The following is a 16,506-nucleotide window of genomic DNA, read 5'->3' as shown; positions in this document are numbered from 1 at the left end:
ATATAATACTATATTGATTTCAAACCGATTAAAATTAACGTTTGTCTATTTATTTTTTGGTGCAGACCGGAATGATTTCGCCTGACGCTAGACAATTTTTGTCGACCAAATCCGCAGAAAGCGTTTTGGTATAATCGACTTCGTTGACTTCAAAACCGATGCTTCGGAGTTTGTCGAAATAATCCCGACCATAAACGCGCACGTGATCATATTGCCCGAAAATTTTGGCGCGTTCTTTCTGGTCTGTGATGCTGTCATCCGAAAAAGTGGTGGCGCGGTTCAAATCCTGTGGAATCTGAAAAATGCCCAACCCGCCGGGTTTCAGCACACGATACAATTCCTGCATGGCTTTGGTATCGTCGGTAATGTGTTCGAGAACGTGGTTGCATAAAATCACATCGTAAGTATTGTCTTCAAAAGGCAAATTGCAAATATCGGCTTTGACGTCGGCCAATGGAGAAAGCAAATCGGTCGTCGTGTAGTCTAAGTTTTTCTGCTGGCGGAAAAGTTGGTAAAACGCTTGCTCGGGCGCAAAGTGCAATACTTTTTTCGGAGCGGTAAAAAAATCAGTTTCGTTTTTTAAATAAAGCCAAAGCAATCGGTGTCTTTCGAGTGAAAGTGTGCTCGGCGACAATACATTGTTGCGTTGCGTTCCGTAGCCATAAGGCAAAAACATGCGGAAACTTTTTCCGTCAATCGGGTCGGTGTAGCGGTTTCCTTTTAAGGCTATGGCCAACAACGGACGAATGACATAACTCAGCCGTATTAATAACGGTCGGGGAATGGTGTTTAAAATAAATTTGAAAAGTTTCTTCATTATATTTTCAAAGGTTCACGGCGAAACTCGTCTTCTTCGTTGCTTTCAATTCCTAAGGCTTTATAAACGTAGGCAAACGTCGAAAGCAATTCCGGTTTTCCATCGATAATCGCCACGTCATGTTCGAAATGCGCACTGGGTTTACCGTCTGCAGTCAGAATCGTCCAACCGTCTTTGAGCTGTTTGATGTTGCGCGTTCCCATATTGATCATCGGTTCAATCGCTACAACCATACCTTCGACGAATAATTTGCCACGGCCGCGTTTTCCGTAGTTGGGCATTTCCGGATCTTCGTGCATTTTCTGGCCCAATCCGTGTCCGACAAGTTCGCGAACGACGCCATATCCGTGAGATTCCGTGTATTTTTGAATCGCACTGCCGACATCTTCTACGCGATTTCCGATCTTGAATTCCCGAATACCGACATATAGAGATTCTTTAGTAACCTGAAGTAATTTTTTGGTCTCAGGCGCCACTTCTCCAATTTCAAAAGAGTAAGCGTGATCGCCGTGATAACCGTTTTTGAAAGCGCCACAATCGACAGAAATTACATCGCCTTCCTGCAACGGATTATTGTTCGGAATACCGTGAACCACCTGTGCGTTCGGGCTCATGCAAAGCGAATTCGGAAAACCGTACAAACCCAAAAAACTTGGTTCAGCACCGTGGTCACGAATGAAAGCTTCGGCTAATTTATCGAGGTATAAAGTAGTCACGCCGGGCTTGATTTCACTCGCAATCATGCCTAGTGTTTTGGAAACAATCAGCGCACTTTCGCGCATCAGTTCGATTTCTTCTCTTGTTTTTTGGATGATCATGGTCTTCTGAATTGAGCTCGCAAAAGTAATCAATTTTGAGATATTTAATTCGGATTGGCGATGATTTTAAACAGCTCGGAATTGGAGACATAATAGCGATTTTCCAACGCAATTCGATTCAATTGTGCGGCGACCAAATTGTTCTCACGCGTGTTGATTAAAAACAAAGAACTTTCCCCCAAATCGAACAGTCGTTCTTCCGAGCTCAGCATCGTTTTGTGATCGTTGACCAAATTACGGATCAAGTCATTTTGTTTGAGAAGCGACGTGATTTCGGCCTGTTGGGCTTTGATTTTATTGGTCAATTGCAAGCGTTCGAAATCCAAAGTCGATTGGGTTTCCTGAATTTTAAATTTGGCCAGTTTTAAATCGCCACGTTCTTTGCGCAGCAAAATCGGAAACGAGAAATTCACGCCAATTTTGTAATCTTCCAAACGATATCGATCAATATAACTGGGCTCGGAAAGATACGTATAACCCAAATCGATTTTGGGCAACAACTGGTTGGCTTTCCATTTCCGGTCTACCTCGAGCATGTCGAGTTTGCTTTGCAAGGCATTGATTTTCGGATGCGCCACAACAGAGAAATCAGATTGCATCAAATCGTTGGTTCTTAAAGTTTCGGCAATGGTGCTTTTGAGCGCGGTTTCGGGAATCATGTTGTCGGCTAATTCTAAAGGAATATTGTTCTCGAGCCAAAGAAAAAGACTCAAACCTAGTTTCGCTTTGGTCAGTTTTAGTTTAGAATCTTCTAAATTCAATTCTCGATTTTGCACAATAATTTTGGCTTCAATACTGTCGATGGCGGGTTTGTCGCCTTGTTCGATTAAGGTTTGAATGCCTTTGAAACGCAGCAACGCATTGGATTTATATTGTTCGTACAATTGCACTTCGTCATACGTTTTTTTCCAGTTAAAATAAGCCATAGACGCTTCATATAAAACCGAAACCGCTTCGAGTTGTTGCTCGGATTTGCTCAACTTAAGTTGCATTTTGGCTTTTCTGAGGTGCGCCATACGATCATTGATTAGCAAGCCTTGTCCGAGCGGAATACTGATGCCAAAGGAAGTCAAACCTTGATTCGGCAGAGTGTTTTCGGGATTTAAATAAATGCCTTCGTTGTTGTCGAAACTCGCTTTGAGTTCGATGCCGTACCACGTTGGAATTTTAAAACTGCTGTTCAGTATCGAATAATACTCCTGCTCTTTGAATTGTTTTTTGTTGAAATCAACTTCAATTTTCGGGTCGAACGCACCGCGGGCTTTCAGCAAAGCAGCTTGGGCTTCATTAATCTGAATCTGTGAATTTTTAACCAGCGGATGGTATTTTTTGACCAAACCCAAAAACTCATTATAGGTCAATTCCTGAGGCGCTTTTTCCTGCCCAAAACCCAAGTATCCAAAGCATAAGAAGAATATTAGAATAAATTTCATGATTTGGTTTCTTTTGAAGATTTCGCTTTAGGTTTGTAATAATTAGGTGGGAAACCGTTCAGTGTTCGCCAGATTTCATACCAAATCGGAACGTTGTTCAGCAACGCAATCGTTTGGGCTCCGCCGCCAACGCTGAGTTGTTTTGGCCAGGGAAGTTCGTGTTTGTCCGGCGCGATCAGTACCCTGAACTTTCCGTTATCGCTAATGAAGTTCTCGATGGCAACGATGCGCCCGCCGAAAGTACCAAAAGACATGTTCGGCCAGCCTGAAAAAACAATCGTCGGCCAACCATCGAACCAAACGCGTACTTTTTCGCCGCGATGCAACAAAGGCAAATCAATTGGGTCGACATAAGTTTCCACGGCGATTTCATATTCGGCAGGCATGATGCTCACGATCGGCGTTCCTTCTTTAATGGTTTCGCCCAAACCGGCTTGCAAGGCGCGATTCACATAACCCGATTGCGGCGCTTTGATATAATATAAACCGTTTCGAATGCTATAATTTACATATTGATTTTCAAGTTTGTTGACTTGCGCTTCGGTGTCGTATTGGTTGCTCAGCGCCGTAAACTGATCGCTTTCGGCTTTGGAAGATTTTTCGTTGTACTCGGCTTTGATGCGGTTGATTTCGACTTTCGCATTGAGGAATTCGTTTCTGCTCGCGAGTAATTTGTTTTCCTGCGTGATGATTTTGGCTTCCGATTCTTGCAATTTCAGGCGTTTTTCTTCTACATCAGTGAGTGGTTTCAACCCTTCTTTGTGCAGTTGCGTCGATCGGTTGAATTGGGTTTTGGCAATTTTAATCTGGGTTTTCACGGCCTCAAGATCGATGCTGTCGCTTTTTATTTTAAGCAGCGCTTGTTTGATTTTATTTTCAGCTTGCTGCAATTTCAGACGTTTTTCATTTTCAATCGCCTGAATTTGATTCGATAAGGCTGTGACTTTGGAACCATAGGAAACTACAGATTTCTTTTTAGCGTCGACTTGGTTTTTAGTATTGCTTACCAAATTTGGATCGAAGTAATCTTCTTTAATTTCGGAGATGAACAAAATCGTATCGCCCTGTTGCACGAAATCCCCTTCTTTGACGTACCATTTTTCGATACGACCCGAGATTACCGTTTGAATCGTTTGAGGTCTTTGATTCGGTTTCAAAGTGGTGATGGCTCCCGCGCCCGAAATGTTTTGCGTCCAGGGCATGAAAAGCGTCACCAAGCCCAGCATTGAAACCCCGATAATAATCCGGTTTAAAACCTTATAGTGTGGCCTGTTGCTCAGATTTTTAACGGCCGTATATTTTTCAAGCGGCTGTATTTTTTGGTCGGTGTGTGAGATATTCAGCATGACTTATGTTTTTTTGATGTCGGAAACTACTTTTCCGTTTTGCATGATAATGTGTCGGATGGCTTTGGTTTTCCACAATTGGTTTTTCGAAGAAACGATCACCGTCCATTGTTGGTTTGGCGCGCATAAGAATTCTATAATGTCCCGGGCCACCGCATCGTCCATGTGGTCTGTCGGGTTTTCATAAAACAACACTTTAGGTTTGTGAATAATACTCCGGGCCAACAGGATTTTCTGCGCGTTCGAGGAAGTCAGTTGTTTGCCTTCGGGAAAAATTTTAGTGTCAAGTCCTTGAGGCAATGATTTGATGACCTCGCCGAGTTGCATCGCTTCAATAACCCATTTTAAATCTTCGTTCGATATGCTCGGATCATTAAAAGTGATGTTTTCGCGAATCGTTCCTTCAAAGGGTGTTTCGCCATTCAAAATGGTTCCGATCTGAGAGCGGTATTGTTGCAGGTTGATTTTCCGAAAAGAATCATCATTGATAAAAAACACTCCCGAAGTAGGTTGTAATAAACCAGACAAAATGCGGATTAAGGTCGTTTTTCCTGAGCCGTTTTCGCCGTCGAGGTAAATTTTTTCGCCTTGACTGATTTTCATGGAAATGGTTTTCAGCACGTCGTTTTTAGAATCGGGGAAACGGAATTTTAAGTTTTCAATTTCTAATTGAATGTTGGTGAAGCAATAATCATAATCCTGCGACATGTGCTCTTCCAAAGTCAAATCGGTGATGCTGCCAATTTTTTCCACCGAAGTCAAGACATCATAAAAAGTTTCCAGACCGAGAATAATTTTTTCCACAGAATTGATGACCAATAAAATGATGATTTCTGCCGCTACGAACTGCCCGATATTCATTTTTTGTTGAATGACCAAATAGCCGCCAATCGAAAGTAAGCTTGCAGTGATGATCATTTTAAAAATAATCAGTTGGCTGAATTGTCTCTGAATGATTCGGAAGTGTTTTTCGCGATAGCCCAAATAATCGGTGACCAAAGTGTTGTTTTTTTCTAAGGCGAAATCGTAATTCAGGTCGCTTCGGAAGCTGAAATTATTGCGCGCCAATTCCTGCAACCAACTGGCTACTTTATACTTGAAATGCGATTCTTTCAAACTCGTTTCCAATCCGGAACGGTAGGAAAACTTAAAAATGAAATACAACAAGAACACCAATAAAATCCCAAAAATGATAAAATACGGATGGTAAAGCGACAATAGTATGATACCAAAAACAATCTGAAGCAAAGCCGCTGAAAAATCCAACAACAACTTTGAGGTTCCTTTTTGTATCGAAATCGTGTCGAAGAAGCGGTTGGCCAATTCCGGCGGATAATTGTTGTAAAGCGCTTCAAACTTGATTTTTGGAAATCTCGACGCAAAATCAAACGAGGCGCGAACGAATATTTTTTGTTGCAGGTTTTCAGTAATTCTGAGTTGCATGAGCGATAAAATTCCAATTAATGCTACGCCAATGACGACCATAACAATCAACACAATCCAGGAAGCGCTGATGCGTCCGGCCTGAATGAAATTGATGATCGCCTGAATGCCTAAAGGCAAAGACAAGCTCAGCAATCCGGCAAAAATCGCATAGAAAAACAGCTGAAAAACGTCTTTTTTATCGAGCCTTAATAAATTAAAAAATCTTTTGAGTGCTGCCATCGGTTATTTTTTTAAAAGGGTCGCAATGAGGTGTTGGTAGAAATCTGTCGGGCTGTTTTTTTCATTACAGTTCGTAATCAACGATAAATGATCTTGCAGGAAATGTTGGTGTAAACTGCCTTCTACGATGTTCGAGACCAAACTTTTGGCGAACGGATAATCAGGATTGACTTCATATACCATACTCACTATTCGGTTGATGATTCGGGTATAAATCGTAAAGAAACCTTCTTTATTTTCCTGATCGATTTCTTTAGTATGCAAGGTTTTAGCAAATTCTGCGATGATGATTTTGTTTAAAATTGCTTCATTGATGTGCTCCGTATTCGAATCGTCTTCAATTTTTTCTGTAACGGTAGCAATGGCTTTTTTTAATTTTTCTTCAGGATTCTGAATGTTGCTCGTGGTGAATACTAATTTGTATTCCATCCAGCTCCAATACCACGATGACAAGTAAATAAGCAGTTTGTGTTTGTTTTCGAAATAGCGGTATATAGAACTTTCATTCGAACCGATAAGGTCGCCCAGTTTTTTGAACGTAAAATTTTCAAAACCGATTTCATTAATCAAAAGAATACTATGTTCAATGATTTTCTTCCCAAGAGCCGATGTTTCAGGATCTTTGACATAAATTTTAGGATTGATTTGAATTTTAATGTTTGCGAATAAAGTTTGCATAACAATTGTTTTTTTGTGCAAATATAATAGTAATACTATTAAAATAGAAAATTTAACTTTTATTTATATTTTATTGATTTAAATCGACAAATGAGATTTGTCATATTTTAGCAAGAAAATCACCCATAAATTTGCTTAAAACTTTAAGGTATGAGTCAATATGTTTCGGCGGCGGAAGCTGTCAAAGTAGTCAAGTCAGGCGATAGGGTCTATCTTCAGGCCGCAGCGGCTGCACCCACCATTTTAGCGAATGCGCTTACCGAAAGAGCTGCCGAATTGCGCAATGTTGAGGTTTGCCATTTGCACACCGAAGGCGAAGCGCGTTACGCGAATCCCGAATTACGAGATAGTTTTCACATCAATTCGTTTTTCATCGGCGCCAATGTCCGACATACATTAAAAGCCGGAAACGGTTCCTACACGCCGGTTTTCTTAAGTGAATTGCCGCATTTGTTTCGCAAAAACGTGTTGCCGATTGATGTGGCGTTCATTCATGTTTCCCCACCAGACAAACACGGTTATTGTTCGCTTGGCGTTTCCGTGGAAGCTACGGTAGCGGCAATTGAAAATGCTAAAATTGTCATCGCTCAGGTCAATCCGAACATGCCCAGAACTTTTGGCGACGGCATTTTGCATGTAGACGAAATCGATTATCTCGTGGAAGTCGATGTGCCGATTTATTCTCATGAAGTTATTCCGTTTACAGCCGATGAAGAAAAAATTGGCGGTTATGTAGCTTCTTTAATTGATGACCGAAGCACGTTGCAAATGGGTATCGGTTCGATTCCGAATGCGGCTTTGAGCAAATTGAAAAACCACAAAGATTTAGGTTTGCACACCGAAATGTTCTCCGACGGCGTCATCGATTTGATTGAAAATGATGTGATTAACTGCAATTATAAAGGAACATTGCGCGGTCGTGTTTTGGCCACTTTTCTGATTGGTTCTAAAAGATTGTATGATTTCGTGAACGACAATCCTTTCATAGAAATGAAAGAATCTTCGATGGTCAATGATACCGCGCGCATTCGTAAAAACCCTAATATGATTGCGATCAATTCAGCGATTGAAGTCGATTTGACAGGACAGGTTTGTGCCGATTCGATTGGCCCGCAAATGTATTCCGGTGTCGGCGGTCAAATGGATTTTATCCGCGGTGCGTCTTTAAGTCCGGGCGGGAAAGCTATTATCGCATTGCCTTCTACGACCAAAAGAGGCGAGAGTAGGATTGTTCCTTTCCTGAAACAAGGAGCAGGCGTGGTGACTACGCGAGGCCACATTCATTATGTAATTACGGAAAACGGAATTGCAGATTTGTATGGCAAGACTTTACGCCAACGTGCTTCGGAACTCGTTCGTATTGCGCATCCGAACCATCAGGAACATATCGAGCGTGAATATTATGAATTGCTCAATAAAATGTAGAAAAGCATCGATCATTTATTTGGACGCGGTTTTGGTTTTTCGCCAATCGAAATTGAAAATACCGGAGATGATGAATCCGTTGTTTTTTTGAAACACGTTTTTGCCGTCGACTTCACGCCCCAGCATTACAGTCTGGTTTAAATAACCGGCTTCAGCACGGAATGTGGCGTTGAATGGGTAACCGATGAGTGCGCCAAAACGATTCTGGTCGAAAATATTTTCGCCAATATTGCCCCCAAATCCACAGAATACTTCGTCATAAACGGCTACATACGGTCCTTTTTGATACAACGGTAGTTGCAATCGAAGCATATACCGCAAGCGGTTCGTGTAAATATAAATGTCTTCATCATTTAAGTCTGCACTGGAATACCGCCCTACCCAACGTTGTTCGAGCATCAAGCGGTGGCTGATACTAACCCTTGAAATTGAATTGCTCAGTTGCACCATTTCAAAAGTACGGTGCTCGGTAAAATCTTTTCCCATGCCGTTGAGTGGAATATCGCCATAAGGATAAGTTTCAACCCAGGCATACCCAACGCGGAATAAAGTTTCGTTGTTGTATTTGTAATTCACGCCAACGCGCAGTAAACCCTGTTGCCAACGTGTTGCGTAATCATCGCGTCGCCATTGGTATTCGGCGTGGATTCCGAAATGGTCAGAAACAACAAACGTGGCATTGGTGGCATACCAACCGATATTATTGCGGTCGGTGATTCTGCTCTGGGCCAATCCTATGAAGGAACAAAGTAAAAAGACAGTACAATATAGATACGATTTCAAACTTTCCGAAACTTAAATTATAAAAGCGAATGTCTTGTCATCACTTCTGGTTTTTCGATGCCCATTAAAGCCAGAATGGTTGGGGCCAAATCTCCTAAAACACCGTCGTGAATTTCCTTTAATTCCGGATCGACTAAAATAATCGGCACCGGATTCGTAGTGTGTGCCGTGTTGGGCGAGCCGTCAGGATTGATCATCGTTTCGCAGTTGCCATGATCAGCAATCACAATTGTCGTGTAATTGTTTTTCAAAGCAGCGGTAATTACTTTTTCTACACACGCATCGACGGCTTCGCAGGCTTTGATTGCGGCGCTCATGACTCCTGTATGTCCGACCATATCGCCGTTGGCAAAATTGAGACACACAAAATCGACTTCGCCTTTATCGAGTTCGGGAACCAATGCATCGGCCAGTTCGTGAGCGCTCATTTCAGGTTGCAAATCGTAGGTTGCTACTTTCGGAGAATTGCGCAGGATTCGAGTTTCGCCTTCAAATGGTTCTTCGCGGCCGCCGGAAAAGAAAAACGTCACGTGTGGGTATTTTTCGGTTTCGGCGATGCGGATTTGTTTCTTGTGGTTTTTTTCCAAAACTTCACCCAAAGTTTCGGTGATATTGTCTTTGTCGAAAATGCGGTAGATGTTGTTGAACGTATCGTCATAATTGGTCATCGTGACGTAATACAAATTCATCTTGTGCATGTTATAATCAAGACGGTCTTGTTGTGAAAGCACTTCGGTCAGTTGTCGGCCACGGTCGGTTCTGAAGTTGAAGAAAATCACGACATCGCCTTCTTTAATCGTCGCGATAGGTTGATCCTGATCGTTGGTCATGACTGTTGGCGGCATGAATTCGTCGGTTACGTTTTTTGCATAGTTCTGCTTGATGGTTTCCACGGCATCTTTGGAATGTTCGCCGGTTCCGTGCACGAGCAAATCATAGGATTCTTTGACGCGCTCCCAACGTTTGTCCCGATCCATAGCGTAATAGCGGCCGATAATTGTGGCGAGTTTTGCAGGCGTTCCTTTGACGTGGTTGACAATATCGCCGATGAAACCTGCTCCGGATTTAGGATCGACATCGCGGCCATCGGTAAATGCGTGGACAAAAACTTTTTGCAATCCGAAATCATTCGCTGCATCAAGCAAACCTTTGAGGTGGTTGATGTGCGAATGTACGCCGCCGTCAGAAACGAGTCCGAGGAAATGCACATCTTTATCATATTCCTTAGCATAAACGAAAGCGTCGTTGATGACTTTCTCTTTGTTGAAGGTTTTATTCTGTACGGCCAAGTTAATTTTAGCCAAATCCTGATAGACGATGCGTCCGGCGCCGAGATTCATGTGACCGACTTCGCTGTTGCCCATTTGCCCTTCAGGAAGCCCAACGTTCAGCCCGTCGGTGCGCAGTTGTGCGTTCGGGTATTTTTTATAGAGCGAATTGATGAAAGGAACGTTGGCATTGTCAATCGCGGATACTTTCGGGTCGGGTGATTTTCCCCAGCCGTCAAGGATCATGAGGATTACTTTCTTGTTCATGGTGTTGGATTATAATGGATGGCCCTAGCCCTGATCGCAGCGGTTATCCTTTTGTGCCGGCGTTCGGCGCAAAAGATTACCTCACAAAGTTAATGACTTTACATAGGTGTTCGGTCAATTCGCTTCGCTCGGGTGGAGCGAAGAGCAGGAAACAGCTACAAAATTACGCAATAAAATTAGTGTTTCAAGCTGTTGTAATCGATAAAGTAACGGAAGCTGATCGAAAAAACATGATCGAGCTGGTCGCTGTTGATGAGGTCTTTGGCGTTGCGGTTGAAATCGGTCGTAAACGTGTTGGTGTTGATCAGCGCGTTGTTGCGGTAAAGCACCGAAATCTGGCTACCGGGCGCGAACCACCAGTTGTACGAAAGGTCAAAATTCCAGGTGTTGAAATCGGTGTCTTTATTTTTGGTGTAAGTGATGTTGTCTGTCAAATCACCGTTTTCTTCGAGTTGCAGGATGTCATGGTTTTTCGCATAAGACCAGTAATGGCGCACCAAAAGGTTGAAGTTCATTTTGTTGTTGAGCGCATATTTGCCTTCAAACGTATTGGTGAAAGTGTTTCTATTGCGGCGTGCAAAGATGATTTTGTTTTCAGTCGCCGGATTGCTATCTTCGTCAAAACTGGCGATATAACCCGTATTGTTTTGTTGGCGCAGCCAGATGAATTTGTAAACCAATAGTATTTTGTCGCTGATGCGGTAGCGCGGACTTACCGTAAAACCATAGTTCATGCGGTTTTTTTCATTGATGAATGCAAGCCTCGAATTGAGATCGACTACGAATTTCCGGTTGTAATTTGGCGAATAATACAGTCGGGTTTCAGCGAATTCGGGCAAAGTGACATAACGTATTTCCTCGAAAGTACGTGGCTCGTAGAAATCGTAAACTTTACGCGGTCGAATATCGATGCCAACGCCGAAATAATCCATTTTTTTGTTGTTGGAATCGAGCCCAAAATAGATGTTGGCCGATTGAATGCGTCCTGTCCTATTGTCAAATTCCGAGTATAACGTATGCGTAAGTTGAAAAGTATTGAATGTTTTGGTCGGATTTAGGATGCGGTAACTGGCCTCGCCAAGCAAATAATGGTAGTGTGTCTGATAGATAATCCCGAGGTCGTTGATGTCGAAATCCTTAGAAATGTAGCGGCCGCTCACGCGATAACGATAGTTGCCACTGGTTTCTCCAATCGATAACGAGGAGTTGAAACCTTTGGTGTCCGAAGGCAATTGGTTGATGAAACTGTATTTCATTTCGCCTTGCAAATTATACGTATTGGCTTTGGTGTTGAGGTCGAAAAGCAGTCCCGTGACATTCGCATCGCGGAAATGATCGGCGCGTTGTACGTTGGTATTAATTAACGATACGGACGAGTTTGTTCGAAAACGCTTGTCGAGCACGAACACATTATAGTTGGTCAAAGGAACAAGTATTTCTTTTCTGGAAGTATTGTCGTCGGTGTTGACAATCGTAACATTGGTTTTTTCGGTGACGGCGTTTAAGACTCCGATTCCCAGTCCGTCTTTGGTGCGTCCGGAAATCTTCACAGCATTGAGCAGTTTGATGGAACTTGGAAATTCCTCGATGGTTTCGTTGTCTTTTAACTCGACTTCAGGGCTTTGACCAATTCTTCTGGAATAAACCAAATCGCCTTTGCTGAACAAATCAGTTCCTTCGGTAAAGAATGGTCGGTTTTCGCTGAATTGCTGTTCGAAAGCACTGAGGTTGAGTTCTACGTTGTCGAATTTGGTCTGCCCAAAATCGGGAACGAGAATCGCGTCGAGTGTGAAAGCGTCCGTGATGCCGTATTTAATGTCGAGCCCGCCTTTGAGTTCGCCTTTGGTCTTTTCAAATTTATTGGCATTCAGATAAAAGGACGAATACGGAATAAAGAAAAGTCGCGTCGGCGTATTGATGTTGTCAATGCCTTCGAGAATTCCGGATTGCGCGCTTTCGTTGGCGATTTTGGTGTCGATGAAATTCCAAGTGTAATCCTGACGGTCTCTTCGGATTTCACGGTAAAAATTGACACCCCAAGTCTGGAATTTGTTTTTAGAGAAACGTAAGGCCGCGTAAGGAATTTTAATTTCAGCGACCCATCCGAAATCAGTCAGCGCTACTTTGCTTTCCCAAATGGCGTCCCAAGTGAAATCCTGATCGTTTTGGTTGGTGAAAATACAATCCATCTGCACGCCGGCGGAGCTTACGAAAAAACGGAAATCCTGCTGGCTGTCATTGAATCCGTTGATGAAAACCCCGAAATGTTCCGCGGTTCCAAAGATATCGCGTTGGGTGATTTCCTTCCGGATTTTGCCGGGCTCGTCATCATACATCTTGGCAGCGATGTAGATTCCGTCGTCGTTATAGGCAATCTGGACTTCTGTTTTTTTGGCTTCGCTGATGGGCTTTCCGTTATCGGGAGAGAACATAACGAAATCTTTGGCTACGGGCGCGTATTCCCAAATCGGCTCGTCAAATTTTGCGTCTATGGTTATGTCGCCTGAAGCAACGGCCTTCAAAATTTTCTTTTGGCTGTAGGAAACAACATTGATGAGGCTTATAAAGAACAGTATGAAGTAAGAAAATTTACCCATAAACACTAGTTGGTTGGTAGAACAAAAATAACGATTAAATTGAATGTCGCAATAGATTTACAATAAAATGAAACTTCCTTCGTTCTGTTTAACCGCCTGTTTTTCTGGAGCTATAAAGTTTCACAAATAGCGGAAATAAAGCGAAATGATGCATTTCATCGATTATTTTGGCTGATAATCGCATTTTTTTGTTAAAAAAGTTGGTCGGCTTAATATGTTTTAATAGGTTTGCTGCCCCGAGTCTATTGTTGAACCTAATCTATTTCAATGAATTATAAAATATTTTCTATCGCACTGGTGTTTTTATTGATGTCATTCACACCGATAAAAACCAATACTTCCAACTCAAAAGTACATCCTGAAGCCAACAGCAGCTTTGAAGCGAAAGTGGCGAATTTATATGGTCGTTTGAATCCAAATCATTTTGAATTGCCACAACTCAAAAGCTTTTCTGAAGCCTTGAAAGGGTTTTACCAATTGCAGCAAAAAGGTATTTTGCAAAAAGATGTGCTGACCATCGTTGATTTTAGTTTGTCTTCAAACGCTAAAAGACTTTGGATTATTGATATGGCTACTGAAACGGTACTTATGAATACTTATGTGGCTCATGGTAAAAATACAGGCGAGGAATTCGCAAATTCCTTTTCAAACAGCGACGCTTCGAATAAAAGTAGCCTAGGTTTTTATACTACCGGTGAAATATACAACGGAAAACACGGCATGTCTTTAAAGTTGGACGGACTCGAAAGAGGCGTCAATGACAACGCCAGAAGAAGAGGCATTGTGATGCACGCTGCGGATTATGTCTCTACGGATTTTATCAAGAACCATAACCGTTTAGGAAGAAGTCAGGGTTGTCCGGCTGTTCCCGTGGAATTGTCAGCACAGATCATTCAGCTCATCAAAAACAAATCGTGTCTGTTTATTTACCACCCTTCAAGAAATTACAATAGCAACGAAAAACTGGTCTAAGCACCGGTTTTTTTGTACATGATATAATGGATGCCAATGGTGTCGATTTCGAAAGGCTGACCGGTTTTTTCAAATCCTAACTTTTCATAAAATCCGACAGCTTTGATGCGCGCGTTGAACCAAAGCGTATAATTATTATGATGCGTTTTTAAATGAGATTCGGCTTCGTGAACCAAAGCGGCGCCATAACCTTTCTTCTGATGTTGTTCGAGAACAGCCATGCCACGGATCTGGAATTGTTTCTCATCGTTAAAAACCGCGCTTTTGGTTTCGAATACTGAAATCACACCTGCCAATAAATTATCTTCATACAACCCAAAATGGAAAGTGGTTTCCGCATCATCGTTCGGATAAATGCATTTTTCCAAAGGTTCGCCTTTTCTTAAAATCTCGTGCCGGATTGGATATAAGGTTGCGGCGGTGATTTTTTTAATAACCATCATTTTTTTGATCGCGTATTAATTAGGTAACAATTTAAGAATAAAAACATTGGCTGCAGAAACGGGCTTTGGATGTAAATAAAAAACAATTTTATCGAAAAAAACTTGCAAGTCAATAAACTTATTATTTATATTTGCACCACCAAAACGCGGAAGTAGCTCAGTTGGTAGAGCTCCAGCCTTCCAAGCTGGTTGTCGCGAGTTCGAGCCTCGTCTTCCGCTCTTAAAAAAACCTCTAATTAAAGTTAGAGGTTTTTTGTTTTTTATAAGTTTCTATACCGCCACCGCGCCCTTAATATGCGGATGCGGATCATAATCCACCAAAGTGAAATCCTCAAAAGTAAAATCGAGAATATTTTTCACTTCAGGATTCAAAATCATTTTCGGTAAAGGTTTCGGATCGCGAGACAATTGTAATTCCAATTGCTCGAAGTGGTTGTTGTAGATGTGTGCATCGCCAAACGTATGAATGAATTCTCCGGGCTGTAAATCGCAAACCTGCGCAATCATCAATACCAATAAGGCATAAGAAGCGATGTTAAAAGGAACGCCCAAAAAGATATCTGCGCTTCGTTGGTAAAGTTGACAAGACAATTTCCCATCAGCCACATAAAACTGAAAAAACGCATGGCATGGCGGCAAGGCGACTTTTCCTTCAGCTACATTTTCTGCAAATGATTTTGAAGTATCAGGTAACACTGACGGATTCCAGGCGGAAATCAACATGCGGCGGCTGTTCGGATTCGTTTTTAAAGTCTCAATCAATTCGGTAATCTGGTCGATGCCTTCGCTGTTCCAGTTGCGCCATTGGTGGCCATAAACCGGCCCGAGATTGCCATTTTCATCGGCCCATTCATCCCAGATTTTGACCCCGTTTTCATTGAGGTAACCAATGTTTGTATCGCCTTTCAAAAACCAAAGTAATTCATAAATGATCGACTTCAGATGCAGTTTTTTGGTCGTCACCATCGGGAAACCTTCGCTTAAATCAAAACGCATCTGGTAGCCGAAAACGCTTTTGGTTCCGGTTCCGGTGCGGTCGCCTTTTTGGGTTCCGTGGGCTAAAACGTACTTGACTAGGTCGTGGTATTGCTTCATTTGTTATTTTGAATTATAAATTTTGAATTTTGAATGAACATAACATTTAAAATTCATCATTCAAAATTTAAAATAATTTTTAGCTTTCTCTTTTCGAAATTTCATCGCGGATCTTCGCCGCTTTTTCATAATCCTCATCCTGAACCGCGCCTTCTAAAAGTTCGTGCAGTTCGGACAAGCTATTTTTGGTATAAGTGTCGCCCGATTGGTTGGTTTCTTCCATGCCGAAAGTATCGGGTGTTGAAAGCACGCCGTCGAGTTCGTCGCTGTCTTTGTTGGCTTCAATCGAATTGCTTTTGAGATAAATTCCGGCCTTGTCCAAAATGTTTTTGTAAGTGAAAATCGGCGCTGAAAAACGCAAAGCCAAAGCAATCGCATCCGAAGTTCTGGCATCGATGATTTCCTCAATTTTATCGCGTTCACAAATGATGCTCGAATAAAAAACACCGTCCACGAGTTTGTGGATGATCACTTGCTTGACGACAATATCAAAGCGTTCTGCAAAATTTTTGAACAAATCATGGGTCAAAGGGCGTGGCGGTTTTATCTCTTTTTCGAGTGCAATGGCAATCGATTGGGCTTCAAAAGCGCCAATCACAATCGGCAGTTTTCGTTCGCCATCCACTTCATTCAGAATCAAGGCATACGCACCGTTTTGGGTTTGGCTGTACGAGATTCCTTTTATAGTTAATTTTACTAAGCTCATAATTGCAAAAGTACAACGAATTGGTACAAACTACCAACACCTTTTTAAACAAAAAAAGGCTATCCGAATGAACTGCATCCCGATAGCCTTTCACAGGCACAATTTAAAAAAAATTATGGTTATTTCTATTGTGAAAAGATATTTTTAAACCACATAGAAGCATAGAAAATATTATAGCAACAGATTCTGTTTA

At 42.1% G+C, this 16,506-nt stretch carries 14 protein-coding genes and 1 tRNA gene; 3 read left to right on the top strand and 12 right to left on the bottom strand.

The annotated features are described in order from the left end of the window. Positions 1-49 precede the first annotated feature (49 nt). Genes Q0058_RS04845 through Q0058_RS04820 form a run of 6 tightly spaced genes read right to left on the bottom strand, consistent with a single transcriptional unit; the run spans position 50 to position 6,757 of the window. A complete protein-coding gene (locus tag Q0058_RS04845) occupies positions 50-817 on the bottom strand; it encodes a class I SAM-dependent methyltransferase (RefSeq protein ID WP_298221616.1) in 768 nt (255 codons plus the stop codon). Then, on the bottom strand, positions 817-1,635 hold the full coding sequence (map, locus tag Q0058_RS04840) for a type I methionyl aminopeptidase (RefSeq protein WP_298221615.1): 819 nt from the start codon (positions 1,633-1,635) through the stop codon (positions 817-819). Before map ends, Q0058_RS04845 begins: the two co-directional genes overlap by 1 nt. A gap of 44 nt (positions 1,636-1,679) precedes the next feature. After that, positions 1,680-3,068, bottom strand: coding sequence for a TolC family protein (locus Q0058_RS04835; protein WP_298221614.1), 1,389 nt, complete (start codon positions 3,066-3,068; stop codon positions 1,680-1,682). After that, a complete protein-coding gene (locus tag Q0058_RS04830; RefSeq protein WP_298221613.1) occupies positions 3,065-4,414 on the bottom strand; it encodes an HlyD family efflux transporter periplasmic adaptor subunit in 1,350 nt (449 codons plus the stop codon). Before Q0058_RS04830 ends, Q0058_RS04835 begins: the two co-directional genes overlap by 4 nt. Before the next feature lie 3 nt (positions 4,415-4,417). Then, positions 4,418-6,079: an ATP-binding cassette domain-containing protein gene (locus Q0058_RS04825; RefSeq protein ID WP_298221612.1), complete on the bottom strand. Its 1,662-nt coding sequence runs from the start codon at positions 6,077-6,079 to the stop codon at positions 4,418-4,420. Positions 6,080-6,082: 3 nt separating this feature from the next. Continuing rightward, positions 6,083-6,757, bottom strand: a complete 675-nt coding sequence (locus tag Q0058_RS04820) for a TetR/AcrR family transcriptional regulator (protein ID WP_298221611.1) — start codon at positions 6,755-6,757, stop codon at positions 6,083-6,085. A 150-nt stretch (positions 6,758-6,907) separates the two neighbouring features. Here Q0058_RS04820 and Q0058_RS04815 point away from each other — a divergent pair, with 150 nt between their 5' ends. After that, positions 6,908-8,182 (top strand): acetyl-CoA hydrolase/transferase C-terminal domain-containing protein, encoded by a 1,275-nt coding sequence (locus Q0058_RS04815; RefSeq protein WP_298221610.1) that lies wholly within the window; start codon positions 6,908-6,910, stop codon positions 8,180-8,182. 15 nt (positions 8,183-8,197) lie between these two features. Here the strand turns inward: Q0058_RS04815 and Q0058_RS04810 are convergent, their stop codons facing one another. From Q0058_RS04810 to Q0058_RS04800, 3 genes are all read right to left on the bottom strand, one after another. Beyond that, positions 8,198-8,965 (bottom strand): DUF2490 domain-containing protein, encoded by a 768-nt coding sequence (locus Q0058_RS04810; protein ID WP_298221609.1) that lies wholly within the window; start codon positions 8,963-8,965, stop codon positions 8,198-8,200. 17 nt (positions 8,966-8,982) lie between these two features. Next, positions 8,983-10,500: a 2,3-bisphosphoglycerate-independent phosphoglycerate mutase gene (gene gpmI / locus Q0058_RS04805; RefSeq protein ID WP_298221608.1), complete on the bottom strand. Its 1,518-nt coding sequence runs from the start codon at positions 10,498-10,500 to the stop codon at positions 8,983-8,985. 176 nt (positions 10,501-10,676) lie between these two features. Beyond that, positions 10,677-13,097 (bottom strand): DUF5916 domain-containing protein, encoded by a 2,421-nt coding sequence (locus Q0058_RS04800; protein WP_298221607.1) that lies wholly within the window; start codon positions 13,095-13,097, stop codon positions 10,677-10,679. Positions 13,098-13,364: 267 nt separating this feature from the next. Between Q0058_RS04800 and Q0058_RS04795 the strand changes: the two genes are divergently transcribed. Beyond that, entirely contained in the window at positions 13,365-14,069 is a 705-nt protein-coding gene (locus Q0058_RS04795) for a murein L,D-transpeptidase catalytic domain family protein (protein WP_298221606.1), read from the top strand. On the opposite strand, the gene Q0058_RS04790 is transcribed toward Q0058_RS04795, so the two are convergent. Beyond that, positions 14,066-14,512: a GNAT family N-acetyltransferase gene (locus tag Q0058_RS04790; protein ID WP_298221605.1), complete on the bottom strand. Its 447-nt coding sequence runs from the start codon at positions 14,510-14,512 to the stop codon at positions 14,066-14,068. The genes Q0058_RS04795 and Q0058_RS04790 overlap by 4 nt on opposite strands. A 146-nt stretch (positions 14,513-14,658) precedes the next feature. Between Q0058_RS04790 and Q0058_RS04785 the strand changes: the two genes are divergently transcribed. Next, positions 14,659-14,731, top strand: a tRNA-Gly gene (locus Q0058_RS04785). 51 nt (positions 14,732-14,782) lie between these two features. Here Q0058_RS04785 and Q0058_RS04780 read toward each other — a convergent pair. Continuing rightward, positions 14,783-15,607: a thymidylate synthase gene (locus Q0058_RS04780; RefSeq protein WP_298221604.1), complete on the bottom strand. Its 825-nt coding sequence runs from the start codon at positions 15,605-15,607 to the stop codon at positions 14,783-14,785. Positions 15,608-15,686: 79 nt separating this feature from the next. Continuing rightward, complete coding sequence (locus Q0058_RS04775) at positions 15,687-16,313, bottom strand: bifunctional nuclease family protein (protein WP_298221603.1); 627 nt, start codon at positions 16,311-16,313, stop codon at positions 15,687-15,689. Positions 16,314-16,506 lie beyond the last annotated feature (193 nt).

The sequence above is a fragment of the Flavobacterium sp. genome (assembly GCF_027484705.1).
Classification (GTDB): domain Bacteria; phylum Bacteroidota; class Bacteroidia; order Flavobacteriales; family Flavobacteriaceae; genus Flavobacterium.
This window is presented reverse-complemented; position numbering and strand designations above follow the sequence as displayed.